This is a genomic window from Streptomyces sp. NBC_00620 (assembly GCF_026341825.1).
Taxonomy (GTDB): Bacteria; Actinomycetota; Actinomycetes; order Streptomycetales; family Streptomycetaceae; genus Streptomyces.
Genome location: NZ_JAPENY010000002.1, coordinates 1713341 through 1734728, shown reverse-complemented (window position 1 = coordinate 1734728; position 21388 = coordinate 1713341). Strand labels below are relative to the sequence as shown.

General features: G+C 69.6%; 18 protein-coding genes. 8 read left to right on the top strand and 10 right to left on the bottom strand.

The features are described from left to right. Positions 1–8: 8 nt before the first annotated feature. The gene (locus OG246_RS27125; protein ID WP_266469089.1) at positions 9–1808 is read right to left on the bottom strand and encodes an ABC transporter ATP-binding protein; all 1800 of its coding nucleotides are present in this window, start codon (positions 1806–1808) and stop codon (positions 9–11) included. A gap of 137 nt (positions 1809–1945) precedes the next feature. Between OG246_RS27125 and OG246_RS27120 the strand changes: the two genes are divergently transcribed. Further along, a complete protein-coding gene (locus OG246_RS27120; protein ID WP_266469088.1) occupies positions 1946–2401 on the top strand; it encodes a MarR family winged helix-turn-helix transcriptional regulator in 456 nt (151 codons plus the stop codon). A 124-nt stretch (positions 2402–2525) separates the two neighbouring features. Here the strand turns inward: OG246_RS27120 and OG246_RS27115 are convergent, their stop codons facing one another. Next, entirely contained in the window at positions 2526–3983 is a 1458-nt protein-coding gene (locus tag OG246_RS27115) for a cation:dicarboxylase symporter family transporter (protein WP_266469086.1), read from the bottom strand. Positions 3984–4143: 160 nt separating this feature from the next. After that, on the bottom strand, positions 4144–5760 hold the full coding sequence (locus OG246_RS27110) for a peptide-N4-asparagine amidase (RefSeq protein WP_266469084.1): 1617 nt from the start codon (positions 5758–5760) through the stop codon (positions 4144–4146). A 268-nt stretch (positions 5761–6028) separates the two neighbouring features. On the opposite strand from OG246_RS27110, the gene OG246_RS27105 reads away from it, so the two are divergent. The 4 genes from OG246_RS27105 to OG246_RS27090 all read left to right on the top strand — a co-directional run bounded on the left by OG246_RS27105 (position 6029) and on the right by OG246_RS27090 (position 10659). After that, a complete protein-coding gene (locus OG246_RS27105; RefSeq protein ID WP_266469081.1) occupies positions 6029–7861 on the top strand; it encodes an ABC transporter ATP-binding protein in 1833 nt (610 codons plus the stop codon). Continuing rightward, the gene (locus OG246_RS27100; RefSeq protein WP_266469079.1) at positions 7858–9639 is read left to right on the top strand and encodes an ABC transporter ATP-binding protein; all 1782 of its coding nucleotides are present in this window, start codon (positions 7858–7860) and stop codon (positions 9637–9639) included. The genes OG246_RS27105 and OG246_RS27100 overlap by 4 nt, the downstream gene beginning before the upstream one ends. A gap of 237 nt (positions 9640–9876) precedes the next feature. After that, the gene (locus OG246_RS27095; protein ID WP_266469078.1) at positions 9877–10347 is read left to right on the top strand and encodes a DUF5709 domain-containing protein; all 471 of its coding nucleotides are present in this window, start codon (positions 9877–9879) and stop codon (positions 10345–10347) included. Positions 10348–10383: 36 nt separating this feature from the next. Further along, positions 10384–10659: a type B 50S ribosomal protein L31 gene (locus tag OG246_RS27090; protein WP_266469077.1), complete on the top strand. Its 276-nt coding sequence runs from the start codon at positions 10384–10386 to the stop codon at positions 10657–10659. Between the two features lie 17 nt (positions 10660–10676). Here the strand turns inward: OG246_RS27090 and OG246_RS27085 are convergent, their stop codons facing one another. Further along, the gene (locus OG246_RS27085) at positions 10677–11471 is read right to left on the bottom strand and encodes a metal-dependent hydrolase (RefSeq protein WP_266469075.1); all 795 of its coding nucleotides are present in this window, start codon (positions 11469–11471) and stop codon (positions 10677–10679) included. Positions 11472–11616: 145 nt separating this feature from the next. Between OG246_RS27085 and OG246_RS27080 the strand changes: the two genes are divergently transcribed. Continuing rightward, positions 11617–14130, top strand: coding sequence for an RNA helicase (locus tag OG246_RS27080; RefSeq protein WP_266469072.1), 2514 nt, complete (start codon positions 11617–11619; stop codon positions 14128–14130). 19 nt (positions 14131–14149) lie between these two features. Then, the gene (locus OG246_RS27075) at positions 14150–15016 is read left to right on the top strand and encodes an acyl-CoA thioesterase II (RefSeq protein ID WP_266469070.1); all 867 of its coding nucleotides are present in this window, start codon (positions 14150–14152) and stop codon (positions 15014–15016) included. A 32-nt stretch (positions 15017–15048) separates the two neighbouring features. On the opposite strand, the gene OG246_RS27070 is transcribed toward OG246_RS27075, so the two are convergent. After that, positions 15049–16032 (bottom strand): DUF6397 family protein, encoded by a 984-nt coding sequence (locus OG246_RS27070; RefSeq protein ID WP_266469068.1) that lies wholly within the window; start codon positions 16030–16032, stop codon positions 15049–15051. A gap of 125 nt (positions 16033–16157) precedes the next feature. Next, positions 16158–16571, bottom strand: a complete 414-nt coding sequence (locus OG246_RS27065; protein ID WP_266469066.1) for a roadblock/LC7 domain-containing protein — start codon at positions 16569–16571, stop codon at positions 16158–16160. A gap of 94 nt (positions 16572–16665) precedes the next feature. On the opposite strand from OG246_RS27065, the gene OG246_RS27060 reads away from it, so the two are divergent. Further along, positions 16666–17094 carry a PPOX class F420-dependent oxidoreductase gene (locus tag OG246_RS27060; protein WP_266469063.1) on the top strand — a complete coding sequence of 143 codons (429 nt, stop codon included), beginning with the start codon at positions 16666–16668 and terminating at the stop codon, positions 17092–17094. A gap of 50 nt (positions 17095–17144) precedes the next feature. Here OG246_RS27060 and OG246_RS27055 read toward each other — a convergent pair whose 3' ends face one another. The 4 genes from OG246_RS27055 to OG246_RS27040 all read right to left on the bottom strand — a co-directional run bounded on the left by OG246_RS27055 (position 17145) and on the right by OG246_RS27040 (position 21364). After that, positions 17145–17750 carry an ATP/GTP-binding protein gene (locus tag OG246_RS27055; protein WP_266469061.1) on the bottom strand — a complete coding sequence of 202 codons (606 nt, stop codon included), beginning with the start codon at positions 17748–17750 and terminating at the stop codon, positions 17145–17147. Positions 17751–17968: 218 nt separating this feature from the next. Beyond that, the gene (locus OG246_RS27050) at positions 17969–18382 is read right to left on the bottom strand and encodes a DUF742 domain-containing protein (protein WP_266469059.1); all 414 of its coding nucleotides are present in this window, start codon (positions 18380–18382) and stop codon (positions 17969–17971) included. Positions 18383–18401: 19 nt separating this feature from the next. Further along, complete coding sequence (locus OG246_RS27045) at positions 18402–18839, bottom strand: roadblock/LC7 domain-containing protein (protein WP_266469056.1); 438 nt, start codon at positions 18837–18839, stop codon at positions 18402–18404. After that, positions 18836–21364 (bottom strand): sensor histidine kinase, encoded by a 2529-nt coding sequence (locus OG246_RS27040; protein ID WP_266469054.1) that lies wholly within the window; start codon positions 21362–21364, stop codon positions 18836–18838. The genes OG246_RS27045 and OG246_RS27040 overlap by 4 nt, the downstream gene beginning before the upstream one ends. Between the last annotated feature and the right edge of the window lie 24 nt (positions 21365–21388).

Below are 21388 nucleotides of genomic sequence, written 5' to 3'. Positions count from 1 at the left end.
ACATATCTTTATCTTGTCGGCTCCAATTGGGCGTCCCGGTGGACGAGGGCGGCATAGCGCCCGTCCTGCCCCAACAGCTCCTCGTGCGTGCCCCGTTCGACCGCATGGCCGGAGTCGAGGACCACGATCTGATCGGCGCCACGAATGGTGGACAGGCGGTGCGCGATGGTGAGCGTCGTCCGGTTGGCCGACAGCGCGTCGATGGCTTCCTGGACGGCGTGCTCCGTACGGGTGTCCAGAGCGCTGGTCGCCTCGTCGAGGATGAGCACCGGCGGGTCGCGCAGGATGGTCCGGGCGATGGCGAGCCGCTGCTTCTCACCGCCCGAGAACCGGTGGCCGCGCTCACCGACGACCGTGTCGTACCCGTCGGGCAGGGACGCGATGTGGTCGTGGATCTGGGCCGCCCGCGCCGCCGCCTCCAGCTCCTCGTCGGTGGCGTCCGGCTTGGCGAAGCGCAGGTTCTCGGCGACCGAGGCGTGGAAGAGGTACGTCTCCTGCGAGACGACGCCGACCGCGCGCGCGAGCGTGTCGAAGTCCAGGTCGCGGACATCGACCCCGTCGAGCGTGACTCGCCCGCCCGTGACGTCGTACAGCCGCGGCACCAGATAGCTGAGCGTGGACTTGCCGGCGCCGGTCGGGCCGACGACGGCAAGGCTGCCGCCCGCGGGGACGGTGATGTCGATGCCGTCGAGTATCGGACCGCTTCTGTCGTCGTAGCGGAACTCGACGTCCTCGAAGCGGATCTCACCCTTGACCCGGTCGAGGTGGACGGGGTTGTCCGGCTCGGTGATGTCTATGGGGAGGTCGAGGTACTCGAAGATGCGCTGGAACAGGGCGAGCGAGGTCTGGATCTGCACGCCGGTGGACAGCAGGCTGACCGTCGGCCGGAACAGGCCCTGCTGGAGCGAGACGAAGGCGACGAGCGTGCCGATCGACACGGTCGAGCCGCTGAGCTGGAAGGCGATGCCGGCGGTCCAGTAGATGACGGCGGGCATGGCGGCCATGACGATGGTGATGACGGCCATGCGCCAGCGGCCCGCCATGTTCGACCTCACTTCGAGGTCGACAAGACTCTCGGATTCGTCCCCGAAGGACTTCGTGAGCGAGTCGGCGCGGCCCATGGTGCGGCCGAGCAGGATGCCGCTGACGGAGAGCGACTCGGTGACGGTGGCGGCCATCGTGGCCATCTGCTTCTGGCGCTGCGTCGCGATCTTCTTGCGCTCGCGGCCGACCCGGCGGCTGATCCAGACGAAGATCGGCAGCAGGAGCAGCGACACGGCGGTGAGCCGCCAGTCCAGCGCGAGCATCGCCACGATCGTGGCGACGACGCTGGTGAGGTTGGAGACCAGCGAGGTGGCGGTGGAGGTGACGGTCGCCTGCATGCCGCCGATGTCGTTGGCGATGCGGGACTGGACCTCACCCGTGCGGGTCCGGGTGAAGAAGGCGAGCGACATGTGCTGCAGGCGGCCGTACACGGCGGTGCGCAGGTCGTGCATGACGCGCTGGCCGACGGTCGTGGAGATCAGGGTCTGCAACACGCCGAAGACGCTGGTGACGACCGCGCTGAGGATCATGCCGAGCGCGAGCAGGCTCAGCAGACCGGTGCGGCCCTGCGGGATCGCCACATCCAGGATTTCCTTCAGCAGGAAGGGCGTGGCGACGGAGACGAGGGAGGCGGCGCCGACCAGCAGGCCGACGACCCCGAGGCGGCCACGATAGGGCCGGAAGAGTTTCAGGATGCGACGCACCTGCCGCGGCTGTTCCTTGTCGGCAGGTGACGGGGTCCAGGTGGGTCGTTCGGGACGCATGGGCTCCTACGGGAGATGAGACGACGATGACTTGCGGTGATCAGTGATCACGACTTGCGGAAATTTGTGACGCCTGGCGGAGCATAGCTCATTGTTACCTATACTCACAATGAACAAGGTCCTGATATTGTTCCCACATGACCACCCCCGATGCCGACGGCTTGCTCGCCGAGCAACTGCTGCGGCTGACCCGCCGAGTGCACCGCATCCAGAAGCGCCATCTGGAGCATCGTGAGCTGGGCATCACACCGGCCCAGTCCCGGTTGCTGCGCACGCTCGCGCATTACAGCTCACCGCCCCGCATGGCCGATCTGGCCGCGCGCCTGGAGGTGGTGCCCCGCGCCGTGACCACCCTGGTAGACGGCCTGGAGGCGAGCGGCATGGTGCGCCGGGCGCCCGATCCCACCAACCGGCGGGTGATCCGCATCGAGGTCACGGAGGAGGGGCGCAAAGCCCTGGGAGAACTGCGCGCCGCGCGCCGCTCGGCCGCGGAGGAGATCCTCGCCCCACTGACGGACGGGCAGCGCGAGGTACTCGGCGGGCTCCTGAACACGCTGGTGGACGGGGTGCCGAGGCGGGACCACGACTGCTGAGGTCACGCACTCGACACGACGTGGGCCCGGACCAAGAGAGACCGCGCAACGGGCCGCGGCGCCGACTCCGTACTGCTGGAGTCGGCGCCGCGGCCCGTTGCGGGACCACTTCGGTCAGCTGCGGTCAACTGACCTCGGACGCGGGCTCCTTGGTCATCCGAGCGGGTACGTCGGTCCCGGCAGCCTGCTCGGGTACGTCGGCCTCAGCGGCCTGCGCAGGGATGTCGGCCTTGGCCGAGCGGGGCTCCTCCACCGGCGCCCCCGGTTCGTCCGCTTCGTCTTCCTCCACGAACACGATCTCCCCGTCCAGCACCTTCTTCGCCCGGTCCACGTCCAGCGCGCCCTCCCAGCGGGACACCGCGAAGACCGCGACGCAGTTGCCGAGCAGGTTCGTCACGACACGCATCGAGTCCATGATGCGGTCGACCCCCAGGAGCAGGGCGACGGCGCCGGCCGGGATGGCCCCCAGGGAGGACGCGGTCGCGGACAGCGCGAGGAAGGCCGAACCGGGAATGCCCGCCATGCCCTTGCTGGTCAGCATGAGCACGAGGATCACGGTGATCTGCTGGCCGAGACTCAGGTCCACACCCACGGCCTGCGCGATGAACAGCGTGCCGATGGACAGGTAGAGCGAGGCTCCGTCGAGGTTGAAGGAGTAGCCCGTCGGCAGCACCAGACCCACGGCGTCGTCGCGGGCGCCGGCCCGGCGCAGCTTCTGCATCACGCGCGGCATGACGGACTCGGTGGAGGCGGTGCCGAGCGCGAGGAGCATCTCCTCGCGGATGTAGCGCAGGAACTTCCAGAGGCTGAGCCCGGTGACCACCTTGAGGGCGACCGCGAGGAGCGCGATGAAGAGCGCGGCGGCCGCGTAGCACAGGATGATCAGCTTGGCGTACGTCTCGATCACGCCAAGTCCGTACTGGCCAATCAGGACGGCCATCGCGCCGAACACCGCGATCGGGGCCAGCCGCATGATGAAGCCGACGACCGCGAAGATGATCTCCTGGGCCTGCTCGATGGCGGGCAGGACCTTCGGCACCTTGGTGTGGCCGAGGTGGAGCAGCGCGGCACCGACCAGGCAGGCCAGAATCAGCACCTGGAGCAGGGAGTTCTCGGCGAAGGCGCCGATGAAACTGGTGGGGATCGCGTTGACGATGAACTCGGTCGTCGAGGGCAGCGAGCCGCCACCCGTCTTCGCGTCGACCGCCGAGGTGTCGAGCGTGGACGGGTCGACGTTCATGCCCGAGCCCGGCTGGACAACGTTGGCAGCGATCAGACCGATGAGCAGAGCGGCCGTGGACGCGACCTCGAACCAGATCAGGGCCTTCAGCCCGATCCGGCCGAACGCCTTCAGGTCTCCGGCCTTGGCGATACCGACGACGACCACGCAGAACACGAGCGGCGAGATGATCGTCTTGATGAGCCGGGTGAAACCGTCGCCGAGCGGTTGAAGGTCCGTGGCCACGTCGGGCCACAGCTTTCCGACGATGATTCCGAGCACGAGCGCGCAGGCGACCTGCGCGAACAGTGAGGTACGCAATATGTGTGCGACGCGTCGCGGGGACGGTACAGACGGCGGCACGGGGCACTCCTCCGAACGAATTCTGGGATGCGGAAAAGCGCTTCCGCGTTGATCACTATTGAGGAGTGATTGATTCCGCTGGAGACCTCCGTGTCACGTCCATGTAAATCATGCACGTGACACGGAGTTCCTTCCCGGGACCTCTGCGGCCACCGTTGCCTCAGCAGTTGCGGCGGTCCTCCGTCAGTACGCCCTGCACGGTGGCCAGGGTGCGGTCGTAGCACCCGGCCGAGCCGTACAGCCGGTAGCGCTCACTCGTCGTACCGACCGCGTGGCGCTGGTCACGCGGCACGTTCGCCGTATACGTCGTGTCGCCCGCGTAAGTGTCGTCGAGCCGTGACCACACTGTGCGCCGCCCGCCGCGCGTCTCGTCGACCGCCGCCAGGTCGCCGAGTGTCAGGACGGTGCGCAGGCGGTCGTCCGCGCCGAGCGTGGTCGTCCCGTCCATCGTGTAAGTGCGCTGCGTGCGCGTCGCGGTGGCCGGCCCCCGCCCGTCGACGGTGACCGTCTCGTCGTCGGTCCAGGTGGCCTTGAGCCCGTCCGTGTTCTCGCCGTCGGTCCAGCGGTGCACGGAGGTGTTCGCCAGCTTGCGGTTCACCGTGGTCTTCACCCGGCCGTGCGAGGTGTCGACGTACCCGGCGACCGTCAGCCGGTGACTGCCTGCGGTGTCGAGGCGGTGTTCCGAACCGGGCGTGTACGTCGAGGAGTCGGCGAGAGTGCCCGTCTTGACCTCGGTGAGCGCACCGCTCACGTGCTCGCTCTTCGCGTCCTGCCAGACGAGGACGTTGACCGGGGTGCTCCAGCCGGTCTGCCCCTCGGGGACGCCCACGACGGAGACGTCGATCCGGTGCGGGCGACCGTCGTTGAGGAGTCCCGCGAACGGCGTCAGGTCGTACTCGATGGGCTTGATGTCAAAGGCACGCGGGCCCGGAATCACGTACCAAAGGAAGGGATTGGACCAGCCGCCCGTCCACACGGTCGGGAACGGCTCGGCGATACCGGCGAGTTGGCCGTCGACCTTGATCTGCACCTCCCGGTAGGGGCCGTTGTCGGCCTTGCAGGAGTACGGCGCCGGGTCGGGCACCGTCAGATACCAGTACTCCTCGCAGCCGCCGCCGGACCCGGTCGCGTACACCTCGGCGACGATGCGCTCGCTGTTGCGGGGTGCGGTGAGGGCGCCGTCCTGAAGGGTGAGGACACGGTCGGGGGTCGCGGCCTCGGCCTTCTTGGCGGTGCCCTCTGCGGCGTAGAAGGTCAGCGTGACCTTGACGTCGATGATGCCGGTGTAGGTGTCGTTGACGACGTTGCCGATGAGCATCTCGACGGGCTGTTCGGTGCGCAGGGTGTCGCTGTACCGCGTGACGTCCTTCTCGACGGACCACTCGATGCCGTCCGGCGAAGGCTGCGGAGTGGACGTACGGAACACCTCGACGCCACCGATGTGGAGGTAGCCGAGACGGTCGTACTGCCGTCCCTTGACGTTGCCGTCGAGCCGCAGCACGACCTTGCTCCAGCGGTCGCCGCAGTCGCCGGGCGGCGCGTAGCTGCCCTGGTACGGCGTGAAGTCCCTGAACTGCGCCTGGGCGACGGTGACTTCGCATGATCTCGTGTCGGGCTTGGCGACGGGCGGCGCCGCGGTCAGCGGGTCGTGCCAGTCGGTGCCGAACTCCGCGGGCGGGTCGGCGAACTGGGCGGCGGACGCCGGGCCCGCTCCGAGGAGGGCGCTCGCCACGAGAGTCACTCCGGCGAGCATGGACATGATGATCCGACTTCTCATGGGCGGTGTTCTACGGGGTGTTGGCCCCGGCCGCAATGAGGCACTTCCCTCACACCCATCCCTCAAGCCTTCAGGTCCACCTTGTCGCCCATCACCACTGCCGGGGTGGGGCCGATTCTTTGCCCTGAGGCGAAAAATCGTTTGCTTTCGACCACGCTGCGACGCGAACCTTTCACGGTTTGTTGCCGACTGCTGTCGAGCTCCGCGGTCGATCGGCTGCGGATTTCACGGTTACCTCCACCCCCCTGACACGAGCCGCTGGGACGTCATGCAGATTCAAGACCTTCCGTATCCCGACCCGGGAGTGCCTGACGCACGCTCGGGTCCCCGATTCCTGTGGTGGCTCTTCCGGAATCAGCTCGGTGGGCAGCTCAAAGCCCTCGCCTGGGGGCTGCTGCACTTCGTGTCGGTCTCCGGGCTGCCGTTCTGCGTAGGCCTCGCCGTCCAGGCCGTCGTCGACCGCTCCGGCACACGGCTGGCGCTGACCGGCGGGCTGATGGTGCTCTGCGGCGCGGGCATCGCGCTGGGCGACACCATGCTGCACCGCGCCGCGGTCACCAACTGGATCCTGGCCGCCGCGCGCGTCCAGCAGCTGCTGGCCCGCAAGACCGCCCAGCTCGGCTCCGCGCTGACCCGCCGGGTCGCGGCCGGCGAGGTCGTCGCGGTCTCCACCGGCGACGTCGAGAAGATCGGCTGGTTCGTGGAGGCTGTGTCCCGGTTCACGGCGGCGGCGCTCACCATCGTGCTGGTCTGTATCGGCCTGGTCGTCTACCAGCCGGCGCTGGGTGTGATCGTCGCCGTGGGCGTGCCCGTCCTGGCACTCGCCGTGCTGCCGCTGCTGCCCCGGGCCACCCGGCGTGCCGACTTCCAGCGCGAGAAGGCCGGTCGCGCCACCGAACTGGCCTCGGACACCGTCGCGGGCCTGCGGGTGCTGCGCGGCATCGGCGGCGAGGAACTGTTCCTCGACCGCTATCGCCGCGCCTCCCAGGAAGTACGCCACGCCGCCGTACGCAGTGCCCGGATGTGGTCCCTCATCTCGGCGATCCAGGTGCTGCTGCCCGGTCTGCTGCTGATCGCCGTCGTCTGGCACGGCGTGGGTCTGGCCCGCGACGGCCGGATCACGGTCGGCGAACTGGTCACCGTGTACAGCGCGGTCATGCTGCTCACCTACCCGCTGCGGCACTTCGAGGAGATCGCCATGGCGTACTCCTTCTCGCGCCCGTCCGCCAAGCGCGCCGCCCGGGTGCTCTCGCTCGAACGCGCCATGGACAGCGACGGGTCGCGATCGGCGGAGGTGCCGGCCGGGGATCTGTACGACCCGGCGACCGGGCTGCTCGCGCCCTCCGGACGGCTCACCGCCGTGGTGTGCGGTGACCCGGACCTGGCGGGACTGCTCGCCGAGCGGCTGGGCGGACATCCCGGCGTCGAGGGCACTTCGGCGCTCCTCGGCGGCGTACCGCTGGACGAACTGCCCCTCGACTCGGCCCGTACCGCCGTCCTCGTCCAGGACAAGGACCCGGTGCTGCTGTCCGGCTCGCTGCACGAACTCCTCGACGTGCCCTCGTCGGGTGCGGTGAGCCCCGCCGAGGCCTTGGCGGCAGCGCAGTGCGGCGACGTACTGGACGCGCTCGCCCAGGGGTCGCTGGAGGCGGAGGACCCGATGGACGCCCGTATCACCGAACGCGGCCGCTCCCTGTCGGGCGGCCAACGGCAGCGTCTCGCACTGGCCCGGTCGCTGATCACCGACCCCGAGGTACTCGTCCTCGACGAGCCGACGTCCGCCGTCGACTCGCACACCGAGGCACGCATCGCCGACGGCGTCCGCTCACTGCGCACCGGCCGCACGACGGTGGTCTTCACCTCCTCACCGCTGCTCCTGGACCACGCGGACCGGGTCGTGCTGGTGCACGAGGGCGAGGTGGCGGCGGTCGGCGTACACCGCGAGCTGCTGCACAGCGAGCCGCGGTACCGGGCCGTGGTGACCCGGGAGACCGACGAGGAGGCCTCGGCCGCCGGCGCACTGGCAGAGGTACTGGACGAAGAGGCCGTACTGGACGACGCACTCGAAGACGTACTGGAAGAAATCGAGGAGACCGCATGATCGGCCTGGCGCCACCGGCGTACGACCCGGCGGCCCCGACGACGGCGAACACGCTGCCCGTCGGCGCCCCGGCGACCGTACGCGCCTACGTGGCCGAACTGTTCCAACGGCACCGCCGGGCCTTCCTGCTGCTCGTCAGCGTCAACACGGTGGCCGTCCTGGCCTCGATGGCCGGGCCCTATCTGCTGGGCTCGGTCGTCGAGCGGGTCTCGGACCAGGCACGCGAACTCCATCTGGAACGCACGGCCGCGCTGTTCGTCCTCGCGATCGTCGTACAGGCCGTGTTCGTACGTCAGGTACGGCTGCGCGGGGCCATGCTCGGTGAGCGGATGCTCGCCGACCTGCGTGAGGACTTCCTCGTACGGTCGGTGGGACTGCCGCCCGGCGTGCTGGAGCGCGCCGGAACGGGCGACCTGCTGTCCCGTATCACCACGGACATCGACCGGCTCGCCAACGCGATGCGCGAGGCGGTGCCTCAGCTGGCCATCGGCGTCGTGTGGGTGGCCTTGCTGCTCGGCGGACTCGCCGTGACGGCGCCGCCTCTCGCGCCCGCCGTGCTGGTCGCCGTACCGCTGCTGGTGGTCGGCTGCCGCTGGTACTTCAAGCGCGCGCCGTCCGCCTACCGCTCGGAGGCCGCCGGATACGCCGCCGTGGCCGCCGTCCTCGCCGAGACGGTGGACGCCGGGCGCACCGTCGAGGCCCACCGCCTGGGCGTGCGCCGGATCGACCTGTCGGATCGCCGGGTCAAGGAGTGGACCTCCTGGGAGCGCTACACGCTCTTCCTGCGCTCGGTGCTCTTCCCCGTCATCAACGTCACCCACGTCACCGTCCTCTGCTCGGTCCTGATGATCGGCGGGGTCTTCGTCCTGCAGGGCTGGATCGGTGTGGGCCAGCTGACGACGGGCGCGCTCATCGCGCAGATGCTCGTCGACCCGGTGGGGCTGATCCTGCGCTGGTACGACGAGTTGCAGGTCGCCCAGGTCTCGCTGGCCCGGCTGGTCGGTGTCCGGGACATCGAGCCCGACGCGGGCGACCCGGGGGTGGCCCCGGACGGGCGCGACGTGCACGCGGACCGGGTGCACTTCGGCTACCGCGCCGGTGTGGACGTCCTGCGCGACGTCTCGCTGGCGGTCGCGCCCGGCACCCGGCTCGCGCTGGTCGGCCCGTCCGGCGCGGGCAAGTCCACGCTGGGCCGGCTGCTCGCCGGCATCTACGCGCCCCGGGACGGCCGGATCACGCTCGGCGGAGCGGAACTGTCCCGGATGCCCGCCGAGGAGGTGCGCTCCCACGTGGCCCTGGTCAACCAGGAGCACCACGTCTTCGTGGGCTCCCTGCGCGACAACCTGCTGCTCGCCCGGACGGGTGCCGTCGACGCGGAGCTGTGGGCGGCGCTCGGCGCGGTCGACGCGGACGGCTGGGCCCAGGCCCTCGACGACGGCCTGGACACGGAGGTCGGATCGGGCGGGCTCGGACTCACCCCTGCCCAGGCCCAGCAGATCGCGCTGGCCCGGCTGGTGCTCGCGGATCCGCACACGCTGGTCCTGGACGAGGCGACCTCGCTCCTCGACCCGCGCGCGGCCCGTCACCTGGAGCGCTCCCTGGCGCGCGTCCTCGACGGCCGCACCGTCGTCGCCATCGCCCACCGGCTGCACACCGCCCATGACGCGGACGTCATCGCCGTCGTCGAGAACGGCCGCATCAGCGAACTCGGCAGCCACGACCAGCTGGTCGCCGCCGACGGCGCGTACGCGGCACTGTGGCGGTCCTGGCACGGGTGAGCGAGCGGGCCGCGCCGGTCCTCCATGGGCGCCCCTGGACACCCGTGGGCGCCCATGGTCGGACCGTGTGGCGTTGCGCGGTGCCGAAGGGGGGTGGAAGGCTGGACGTGGACACCGGCCCGGGGAACCCCCGGGAACCACCCGGTTCGCATCGGGCGACACCTGTGTCCAGCGGCCCGCGCGCCCGCCGTCGAGCGCGGCGGTACCGGGCCCGGCCCGCACCACCTGGAGGTACCCGTGGACAGCGCCGACGGATGGGGAGACGACGTCTACCAGCCCGACGGATCCGAGGTACAGGACGACGCGGGGCTGCTCGACGCCGAGGACACCCTGGACACCGACGGCGTCGGTGATCCCCTCGACCGTGGCTGGTCCCCGCCGGAGCGGCCGTGGGCGGTGGAGCACTCCGGAGTGACGGCCGAGGAACGCCAGCGGGGCGAGAGCCTGGACCAGCGTCTCTCGGAGGAGCTCCCCGACGTCGCCGAACCCGACGGGGACGGCATCGGCGACTGCGAGGGCACCGACGGCGAACCTCGGGACAACGAGGTGGGCGCCCTCCGATCCGGCCGTCTCGTGGCCCCCGACGAAGGGGCGCACGAAGACGAGGAGAGCGGGCTCATCGCCACGGACGTAGGCATCGACGGCGCAGCGGCCTCCGCCGAGGAAGCCGCTATGCACATCGTCGACGAGGACACCCTGTCCGGCTGACCGGCCCCCGTCACTCCCCCGCAAGGAGCATCGACCATGCAGAAGGACAAGCAGCCCGACTACCACGCCGTGGTCTTCCGCGACCGCACCGCCGGCTACGCCTTCCTCACCCGCTCCACCGCGACGAGCGACAACACCATCGACTGGGACGACGGCGAGACCTACCCCGTCGTCGACGTCGAGATCTCCTCGGAGAGCCATCCGTTCTACACCGGGAAGGCACGGACGGTGGACTCGGAGGGGCGGATCGCTCAGTTCGAGCGGCGGTACGGGGGTGCGGGGCAGGGAAGTGGCGAGGCCGGCACGGAGTGACCACGCGGCACGCTCACTCAGAAGACATTGAGCGCCGCCGCACACCCCACCCCGCCCAGCAGTATGAACACCGGCATCAGCACCTTGAGCTCCACCCAGCTGCCGGCCCTGAAGCGCAGCGCCTTGGGCGGGCCGATCGGGTACCAGCGCTTGCGGCCGACCGGGATGGGCCACAGGATCGGGCAGCCGGAGACCGTCAGGGCGTCCCCGATGTCGTGTACCAGCGCGCCCAGGACGATCGGCAGACCGAGCCACAGGTACTCCTGGCCCGGAGCTGTGAAGAGCCAGTCCGCGCCGTTGCCCGGCTTGTCCAGGGTTCCGGCGAGGATCCAGGCGCTGGTCGCGGCCAGCAGCCAGACCAGGACGTCGGCGCTGGAACCACGGGTCGCCCGCCAGAGCAGCCCTTCGATGGCGAGCACCAGGTGCACGAAGAGGATGGCCAGGACTGCCCAGCGGCCTCCCGTGATCGCGGCGACCGAGGTGCCCGCGCCGAGCAGCACAGCCCACAGCCAGGTGTGCGTCAACGTCCGGTGTCCACCGGAGCGGCGCGGGTCGCCCGGCTTGCGGGTCCCCTTGTAGACGGCGTACGAGAGTTTGTCGACGATCTCGCACAGGGCCCGTGAGACCGGTCCGAAAGCCCGCGAGATCGTGGCCGCCTTGTGGTCCAGGTCGGGGGCGAGCGCGGCTCCCGCGCAGATCAGGGCCCCGACGAGGAGAACCGGCCAGGGCATCGTGTGACCGGCCGCGGCCGCCGCCGCTCCGACGCCGAGCCAGGCCGCAGCTCCCGACAGTGAGTGTGCTGGTCCCATCATGGCCGTTCCCCGCCCCATTCCTCTTGTGCCGCTGTCCAGTTGCCCGCATGCGCTGACGCTTCGTCGGCGCCACAGCGTAGCGTTCGTGATCTTCGGACGAGCATCCGATTCCCCCATCGAGTGGGTTCACAGGCAAGATGGGGGCGTGACCCTTATCGATCAGCTGCCGCAGACCGCAGACCCCGACGCCCTCTACGAAGCCTTCGAGTCGTGGGTCGGGGAACGCGGTCTCACCCTCTATCCCCACCAGGAGGAGGCGCTGATCGAGGTGGTCTCGGGTGCGAACGTGATCGTCTCGACGCCCACCGGCTCGGGCAAGAGCATGATCGCCGCGGGCGCGCACTTCGCGGCTCTCGCCCGCGACGAGGTCACCTTCTACACGGCGCCGATCAAGGCTCTGGTCTCGGAGAAGTTCTTCGAGCTGTGCAAGATGTTCGGCACCGAGAACGTCGGCATGCTGACCGGCGACGCCTCCGTGAACGCCGACGCCCCCATCATCTGCTGCACCGCCGAGGTGCTGGCCTCCATCGCGCTGCGCGACGGCAAGCACGCGGATGTCGGCCAGGTCGTGATGGACGAGTTCCACTTCTACGCGGAGGCCGACCGCGGCTGGGCGTGGCAGATCCCGATCCTGGAACTGCCACAGGCGCAGTTCATCCTGATGTCGGCGACGCTCGGCGACGTCTCGATGTTCGAGAAGGACCTCACCCGCCGCACCGGCCGGCCCACATCGGTGGTCCGCTCGGCGACCCGGCCCGTGCCGCTGTCCTACGAGTACGTGCTGACTCCGCTGACGGAGACCCTCACCGAGCTGCTGGCGACCAAGCAGGCCCCCGTCTACATCGTGCACTTCACCCAGGCGCAGGCCGTGGAGCGGGCGCAGGCGCTGATGAGCATCAACATGTGCACGCGTGAGGAGAAGGACAAGATCGCCGACCTGATCGGCAATTTCCGCTTCACCACCAAGTTCGGCCAGAACCTCTCCCGTTACGTGCGTCACGGCATCGGCGTGCACCACGCGGGCATGCTGCCCAAGTACCGACGGCTCGTGGAGAAGCTGGCCCAGGCCGGTCTCCTGAAGGTCATCTGCGGTACGGACACCCTCGGTGTCGGCGTCAACGTCCCCATTCGCACTGTGCTGTTCACGGCTCTGACGAAGTACGACGGCACGCGGGTCCGGACCCTTCGTGCCCGCGAGTTCCACCAGATCGCTGGCCGCGCCGGGCGGGCGGGCTTCGACACCGCGGGTTTCGTCGTCGCTCAGGCGCCCGAGCACGTCATCGAGAACGAGAAGTCGCTCGCCAAGGCCGGCGACGACCCGAAGAAGCGCCGCAAGGTGGTGCGCAAGAAGGCTCCCGAGGGTTTCGTCGGCTGGACGGACAACACCTTCGAGAAGCTCATCGCCTCCGAGCCCGAGCCGCTGACCTCCCGTTTCCGGGTCACTCACACGATGCTCCTTTCGGTGATCGCCCGGCCGGGGAACGCCTTCGAGGCGATGCGGCACCTGCTGGAGGACAACCACGAGCCACGCAAGCAGCAACTGCGGCACATCCGGCGGGCGATCGCCATCTACCGCTCGCTGCTCGACGGCGGCGTCGTCGAGAAGCTCGACAAGCCGGACGCCGAGGGCCGCATCGTGCGTCTCACCGTCGATCTGCAGCAGGACTTCGCGCTCAACCAGCCGCTGTCGACCTTCGCGCTCGCCGCGTTCGACCTCCTGGAGCCCGAATCCCCGTCGTACGCCCTGGACATGGTGTCGGTCGTGGAGTCCACGCTGGACGATCCGCGGCAGATTCTCGCGGCCCAGCAGAACAAGGCGCGCGGTGAGGCCGTGGCGGTGATGAAGGCGGACGGCGTCGAGTACGAGGAGCGCATGGAGCGGCTCCAGGACGTGTCGTACCCCAAGCCGCTGGAGGAGCTGCTCTTCCACGCCTACAACGTCTACCGCAAGAGCCATCCGTGGGTCGGTGACCATCCGCTGTCGCCGAAGTCCATCATCCGTGACATGTACGAACGGGCGATGACCTTCACCGAGTTCGTCTCCTTCTACGAGCTCGCCCGCACCGAGGGCATCGTCCTGCGGTACCTCGCCAGTGCCTACAAGGCCCTTGAACACACCGTCCCGGACGACCTCAAGTCCGAGGACCTGGAGGACCTGATCGCCTGGCTCGGCGAGATGGTTCGCCAGGTCGACTCCAGTCTTCTGGACGAGTGGGAGCAGCTCGCCAACCCCGAGGTGATGACGGCCGAGGAGGCGCAGGAGAAGGCCGACGAGGTCAAGCCGGTCACCTCGAACGCCCGTGCCTTCCGCGTCCTGGTCCGCAACTCCATGTTCCGCCGCGTCGAACTCGCCGCCCTCGACCACGTGAACGAGCTCGGCGAGCTGGATGCCGACTCGGGCTGGGACGCTGACGCCTGGGGCGAGGCGATGGACAAGTACTGGGACGAGTACGAGGACCTCGGCACCGGTCCCGACGCCCGCGGCCCCAAGCTGCTGTCGATCGTGGAGGAGCCGCAGAACGCCCTGTGGCGCGTCCGTCAGACCTTCGCCGACCCGAACGGCGATCATGACTGGGGCATCAGCGCGGAAGTCGACCTCACGGCTTCCGACGCCGAGGGCCGTGCGGTCGTCCGGGTCACCGACGTCGGCCAGCTGTGAGCACAGGAGAATCCCACACATGACGAACCCAGCCGAGAGGCTTGTCGACCTGCTCGACCTGGAGCAGATCGAGGTCAACATCTTCCGTGGCCGCAGCCCGCAGGAGTCACTGCAGCGGGTGTTCGGCGGCCAGGTGGCGGGCCAGGCCCTGGTCGCCGCCGGGCGCACCACGGAAGGCGACCGGCCGGTGCACTCACTGCACGCGTACTTCCTGCGCCCTGGCATCCCGGGCGTGCCGATCGTGTACCAGGTCGAACGGGTCCGGGACGGGCGGTCGTTCACCACGCGTCGCGTCACCGCCGTGCAGCAGGGCCGCACGATCTTCAATCTGACCGCCTCCTTTCACAAGCCTGAGCAGGGGAGCTTCGAGCACCAGTTGCCGCCGGCCCGCGAGGTCCCGGATCCGGAATCGCTGCCGACGCTGGCGCAGGAGATCAAGGAGCATCTGGGCGCGCTCCCCGAGGCGTTGGAGCGCATGGCCCGGCGTCAGCCCTTCGACATCCGCTATGTGGACCGGCTCCGCTGGACCCCCGAGGAGATCAAGGACGCCGAGCCGCGCAGCGCTGTGTGGATGCGCGCCGTCGGGCCGCTGGGCGACGATCCGCTCGTGCACACCTGCGCGCTGACGTACGCGAGCGACATGACCCTTCTGGACGCCGTCCGCATTCCGGTGGAACCGCTGTGGGGTCCGCGAGGTTTCGACATGGCCTCGCTGGACCACGCCATGTGGTTCCACCGGCCGTTCCGCGCGGACGAGTGGTTCCTGTACGACCAGGAGTCCCCCATCGCGACGGGCGGGCGCGGGCTTGCCCGCGGACGCATCTACGACCTGGAGGGACGCCTGCTCGTCTCGGTCGTCCAGGAGGGGCTTTTCAGGGCCCTGTAGCCAGTCCCGGGTCTGCGGGAAGTACCAGGCGATCAGGAGTTCTTGCGGCGCAGCCAGCCGAACAGCCTCCGTGGCCGCTCGGGCCCCTCGGTCGCGGGCCGATTCGGCGGTCCGACGGCCGGTCCCGGGCGTGGGACCTTCGACTGTGAAGCCCTCGGCGCGGGACGTGGAGCGGGACGGAGATCGCGGGCTTCGGCGAGAAGCTGCCCCAAGTCGGCCCGGAGCCAGCTGATCTCGTCGGCGTCCTGGGCTGTCATGATCCGCGAGCCGGTGTGCGCGGCGGGCGAGTCGGGTGCGCCGTGGGAGGCGCGTTCGGGCCGGCAGAGGTTCAGATGGGCGCGCTCGTACGGATCCCTGACGATCTCGGCGACCTGGACCGGGTCGAGCAGGGACGCCACGACCGCGGCCCGCTCCCACGGGTCCTCGGTCTGTCGCAGCAGGAACCCCATGTGGCGCCCCCGCCAGTTGCGGGGACGGAGGTCCAGCCCTTCGTCCAGCTGGTCGCGGAGCCCTTCTGGTGTGCGGCCGCTCAACAGCCGGGCGTTGTCCGTGTCGGCCGCGAACTGCCGCAATTCCTCCGCCAGATACAGCCACACGACCGCTCGGTACCTGTTGAGATAAAACTTCACCGGCACCACCAGGCCCAGGCGCGCGAGGCGCGTGAACCTGGCGGTCGTCACCTCCATGAGGGCGGCACCCTCCCTGGTACCCACGGCCTCGACGCGGTCCCGCAAAGCCTCGGGATAGCCGGGCTCGGAGCGCACCCGGTCGATCTCCGTCCGGGAGACCCGGCGTCCTCCTCCCCCTTCATCCGGGATGGTCCGTACGCACCCGAGTTGTACGGCGAGGTCGAACTCACCTCGCTTGAGATCGAGTTCTCGTGCGGCACGGCTGAGCGCGAGGGACGGTCGGCGCGCCCCCGCCCCTGCCGAGGCTGTGGCAGGAGTGGCGGACACGGAGATGCCGGCCGCGGACGTGGCGGATTGGTCAGTGGTCGTGATGGTGTTGCCGGACATGGTTCTCCCCCGTCGCAGAAGTTGCTCGCGCTGGCGTGCGCTTGCTTCGGGAAAAACCGTAGCCGGTTCGACGGATCTCGCGCCGAGCCTGTGGATAACTTCGACCGCGGCGACGTATGCGCAGGTCAAAGGTCTTCGACGGGTGTGCTCCCCGGATGTCGCGCATCGACGCCGAGGTGCTCGCCGACACGGTTCACGAGCAAGGTCATCTCATACGCGATGTGGCCGATGTCGGCCTCCGCGGCGCTGAGGACACACAGACAACTGCCGGCGCCCGCCGCGGTGACGAAGAGCACCGCGTCGTCGAACTCGATCATCGTCTGGCGCACCTGGCCCGCGCCGAAATGGCGTCCGGATCCCTTGGCGAGGCTGTGCAGACCTGATGACACGGCTGCGAGATGTTCGGCGTCCTCGCGCCGAAGTCCCGTACTCGCACCGGTCACCAGCCCGTCGTTGGACAGCACCAACGCGTGCCGTACGTGTTCGACCCGCTCTGTGAGGTCGTCCAGCAACCAGCCGAGTTGCGTGTTCTGCGCCATGATCCGGTCTCCCCGTGGTGTCGATCCCCCTGACCGGAGGATCTGACCAGCCAGCCTTCACCACAGCCGGAGCCCGGGCAAGGAGGATGGGGGCATGGCACAGAAGATGACCGAGGAGCAATGGCGGACGTTCGTCTCGCACGGAACCCGCACCGCAAAGCTGTCGACCGTCCGGGCCGACGGAAGTCCGCACGTGGCGCCGATCTGGTTCCTACTGGACGGTGACGACGTGGTCTTCAACACCGGGAAGGAAACCGTCAAAGGACGGAATCTGGCCCGGGACGGGCGGGTCGCGTTGTGTGTGGACGACGACCGGCCGCCCTTCGACTTCGTTGTACTGGAGGGGCGGGCCGAGCTTTCGGAGGATCTCGACGATCTGCGGCACTGGGCCGCTCGGATCGGCGCCCGCTACATGGGCGAGGAGCGCGCCGCGGAGTTCGGGGAGCGCAACGGAGTTCCCGGTGAACTCCTCGTACGAGTAAGGATCAAGAAGGTTCTGGCCTTCGCCGCGCTGGCCGACTGAGAGTCCCGATCCTCGCCCGACCGGGCCAAACGGAGCGGGCGCGACGTGTCTCAGCCGACGGAGTCGAGCAGCCGGGCGGTGTGTACCCGCCCGGCGTACTCGACCAGACGAATCAGCACCTCCTTCCCGGAGTCCCGGTCACGGGCGTCGCAGAGCACCACAGGCGTACCCCGGTCGAGGTCGAGGGCGCGGGACACGTCCTGAGCACCGTAAGTACGGGCGCCCGTGAAGCAGTTGACGGCCACCACGAACGGGATGTGCCGGTGCTCGAAGTAGTCCACGGCGGGGAAGCAGTCCTCGAGCCGCCGGGTGTCCGCGAGGACGACGGCTCCGAGGGCGCCCTGTGACAACTCGTCCCACAGGAACCAGAACCGGTCCTGGCCCGGGGTCCCGAAGAGGTAGAGCGAGAGACCGGACCTGATGGTGATGCGACCGAAGTCCATGGCGACGGTCGTCGTGACCTTCTGGTCCACGCCATCGGTGTCGTCCACCGACTGTCCCGCCTCGCTCAGCAACTCCTCGGTGCGCAGCGGCCGGATCTCACTGACCGCGCCCACCAGGGTGGTCTTGCCCACGCCGAATCCGCCGGCGACCAGTATCTTCAACGCCAGGGCGGTCATGTCGCCATCCGAGGCATCGGAGTTCTCGGAGACCATTGATCACTTCTCTCGGGTGTGCCGGCAACGGTCGACGTGGGTACGTCCATACGGATTACAGGTCGGTACATCTGTGCGGGTGCGCGGAGTCAGCATCATGGCAACTGCGGGCCCCTTTCGAGGGATTGGACCGCTATTGACCGTTGCGGCCGACAGACACCCCATTTGGTACCCGGATGTGTCGGCAAAAGCGCACAGGACAATCCGACTTGGTTCATCTAGAGCGCCCTCAGTCCCTCGATCACCTCGCGGAGGATCCGCTCGTCGGGCAGTTGGGCGGGGGGTACCGGGCGGCTCACGGTGACGCAGCCCAGTTCCAGGAGATCGCCCAGAAGCACCCTGACCACGCCCACCGGCAGGTCGGCGTCGGCGGAGAGTTCGGCCACCGATTGCGTCTCGATACGGCACAGCTCGATCAGGGCCCGGTGCTCCGGCCCCAGTGAGGTGTCGTCGTCGATACCGGGTGCACCCGTGTCGAGCGTGACGAGGGCGATCAGATCGAAGCGCACGCCCGTGGGGCCGGATTTGGTACGGCCACCCGTCATCGCGTAGGGGCGGACGAGAGGTCCGGCCTCGTTGTCGTACCACTGGCTGCCCTCCTGCGGAGAGGCGCCCGGCATGTTCTCGGTCATCTGCACCGACCGTCCTCGGTCATCCGGCGGCAGGCGGTTGTGCGCCAACGCGCGGCGGTGTGTAGAGGTGTTCGCCGACGCGCTTGACCAGCAGCGCCATCTCGTACGCCACCAGGCCGATGTCGGCAGTCACCGCGGTCAGGACAGCGAGGCATGAGCCGTCGCCGGCGGCCGCCACGAACAGGAAGCCGTCGTCCATCTCCACCATCGTCTGACGCACGCCTCCGGCTCCGAAGTGGCGGCCGGCGCCCTTGGCCAGGCTGTGGAAGCCGGAGGCGACGGCCGCGAGGTGTTCGGCGTCCTCGCGCCGCAGGGCGGTGGACGCTCCCACCGCGAGTCCGTCGTTGGACAGCACCACTGCGTGCCGCACCTCAGCCACACGCAGCACCAAGTCGTCCAGCAGCCAGTCGAGTTCGCCGGACTGCTGGGCGGCCCTCATGCTCGGATCCTGGATCATGCGGGGTCTCCTTCGCTGCTGTCGCTGCCCGCTTCGGGGTCGGGTGTGGCACGGAGGCCGGGTGACCTGCCGCCCCCGCGCACCCAGCCGTCGCGGTAGACCGACATGCGGTCCCGTACGACTTCGGGGGTGCGCTTGTCGTCGGCATGATCATCCGCCGCTTGCACCGGCTCCTCGGCACGCTGTTCGCGCAGTTGCGGTGCGAGGTTCGCCTGCCGCACACGCCGAGGGAGGTCGTCGGACTCTTCGGCGTCGTCCGGGGGCCGGTGCAGCCGCAAAGTGGTGACTCCGGGAGGGGGATTCTCGGGCGAACCGTTCGCCGGGGCTTCGACGGCGGTCTGGATGGGGGGCACCAGTGCCGGCCGCTCGGTGACGGCCTGGACGGATTCCTGCTCCGGGGCGGCCGTCACCCGGGCGTACTGGCGTTCCGCGGGGCTTTCGGTGTCGCCTCTGCTGGGGGAACGTTCCGCCGCGCCGCCGTGCAGCAGGGACGTGGGCAGCAGAACGACCGCGGTGGTGCCACCGTAGGGCGAGGTCCGCAGGTGCACCTTGATGCCATGGCGGGCCGCGAGCCTGCTGACCACGAAGAGGCCCAGCCGGTCGCTGTCGAAGAGGTCGAGGGTCTCGGACTGCTCGATCCGGCGGTTGGCCTCGGCGAGCGTCTCCTTGCCCATGCCGAGTCCCCGGTCCTCGACCTCCACGGCGTAGCCGTTGCCGACCGGCTCCCCGGTGACCCGGACTCGGGTGTGGGGCGGCGAGAACTGGGCGGCGTTCTCGACGATTTCCGCCAGGAGGTGGGTGAGGTCGGCCACCGCGCCGCCCACCACCAGCGCCTCGGGGAGTTGTCGCACCTCCACGCGCGCGTAGTCCTCGACTTCGGAGACGGCCGCGCGGACCACGTTCGTCAGCGAGACCGGCATCCGCCAGGCCCGTCCGGGCGCAGCCCCGGAGAGGATGATCAGGCTCTCCGCATGGCGCCGCATCCTTGTGGTGAGGTGGTCGAGCCGGAACAGGTCACTCAGCTCGTTCGGGTCGTCGGACCTGCGCTCCATGCTGTCCAGCAGGCTCAGTTGACGGTGCACGAGAACCTGGCTGCGGCGAGCGAGATTGACGAAGACCCCGGAGATTCCGCTGGCGAGTTCGGCACGTTCGACGGCGGCGCGCAGGGCGGCTCGGTGCACGGTGCCCAGGGCTTCCGCGACCTGCCCGGCCTCGTCCTCCGCGGGCGGTCCGGGCGGGGCCTCGGCTCGGACGTCGATCTCCTCTCCCGCGCGCAGTCTGCGCATGGCTTGCGGGAGTTTGCGGCGCGCGATCTCCAGGGCGCTGTTGCGCAGGCTCACCAGCTCGATGACGAGCCCGCGTCCGATGCGTACGGAGATGACGAGCGACGCGACGACGGCGGCGAGTCCGAACAGAACCGCGGCGCCGGCCGGTGTGAGCAGCCCGCGCGTGAACGGGTCCGCCCGGTCAGCGACACCGCGGCCCGCGTTCGCCTCGATCGTCCGCATTCCGTCCTGCACGCGCGCGTGGGCGGTGTTCCAGTCGGCCTCCGGAGCGGCGGAGATCGCCTTGCCGCCGGATGGGGACGCGAGCACCTTGTCCTCGACGGCGCCTACGTCGGCGTACGCGCTCCCCTCCACGAGGTCGTGCCAGGCGGCTCGTTCCGGCCCGCCGAGATCCGCCACAGCCGCGTCGGTCAGCGTGCGGCGGGTGTCGACAGCCCCTGCGAACAGCCGCAGTCGCTCGCCGTCGAGAGTCCTGGCGAGCCGGGCGCTGGCCAGGACCGTGTCCTCCTGGGCGAGCGCCTCCCCGGCACGGGAGAATTCGAGCAGCACGCGCGCGTCGGAGCCCAGATCGGCGTCCTGGATGCCGGTGAGCGCGCCGCCCACGGCGAAGGCCGTCGAAATGGTCCTGGTGTACGTCCTGTAGGTCTCGTCCCATCCCGTACGGCGGTTCAGCACGGCGGTGCGCAGGGTCCGCAGTTGCTCGGCTCCGGTGACGAAGGCGTCGAGGCGCGTGGCCACTCCGGCGGGCAGGTCCGCGCCGTCGGCGACGGTGTGCTCACCGAGTCGCAGCTTCGCCACCGCCCGGTCGGTGCGCCCGGCCAGCTCCTTGAGGTCGCTCTCCTGCACGGTGCCATGGGCGGTCGCGTACCGGACGGCGGCCGCGCGTTCGGTCTGGAGAGCGGCGACGGCGGCGTCGACCGGTGCCCGGACCGTCGAGTCCACGCTCTGCAACTGCCGTAGCCGTGCGACGTCCTGGGCGGTGGTCACTGTGGCGTACGCCCACAGCGCGAGCAGGGAGACAACCGGCACCATCAGCAGGCAGACGATCTTGGCCCGAACGGTGCGGGGGCGGAGGCGCCACGTTCCGGCGTGCGGGCGTGCCTCCGGCGGCGTCCCGGTGTCGGTCTCCTCGGTGTCCGCGCGCTCGTCCGCCGGCGGACCCGCGTGCGCACGCCGACCGCGCGCCGGGGCCTGGGGCGGCTCGGCGCCGGGTTTGGGGGTCCTACGGGGTGTACGCATGGCCTCCTCGCTCGGTGGTTCGGG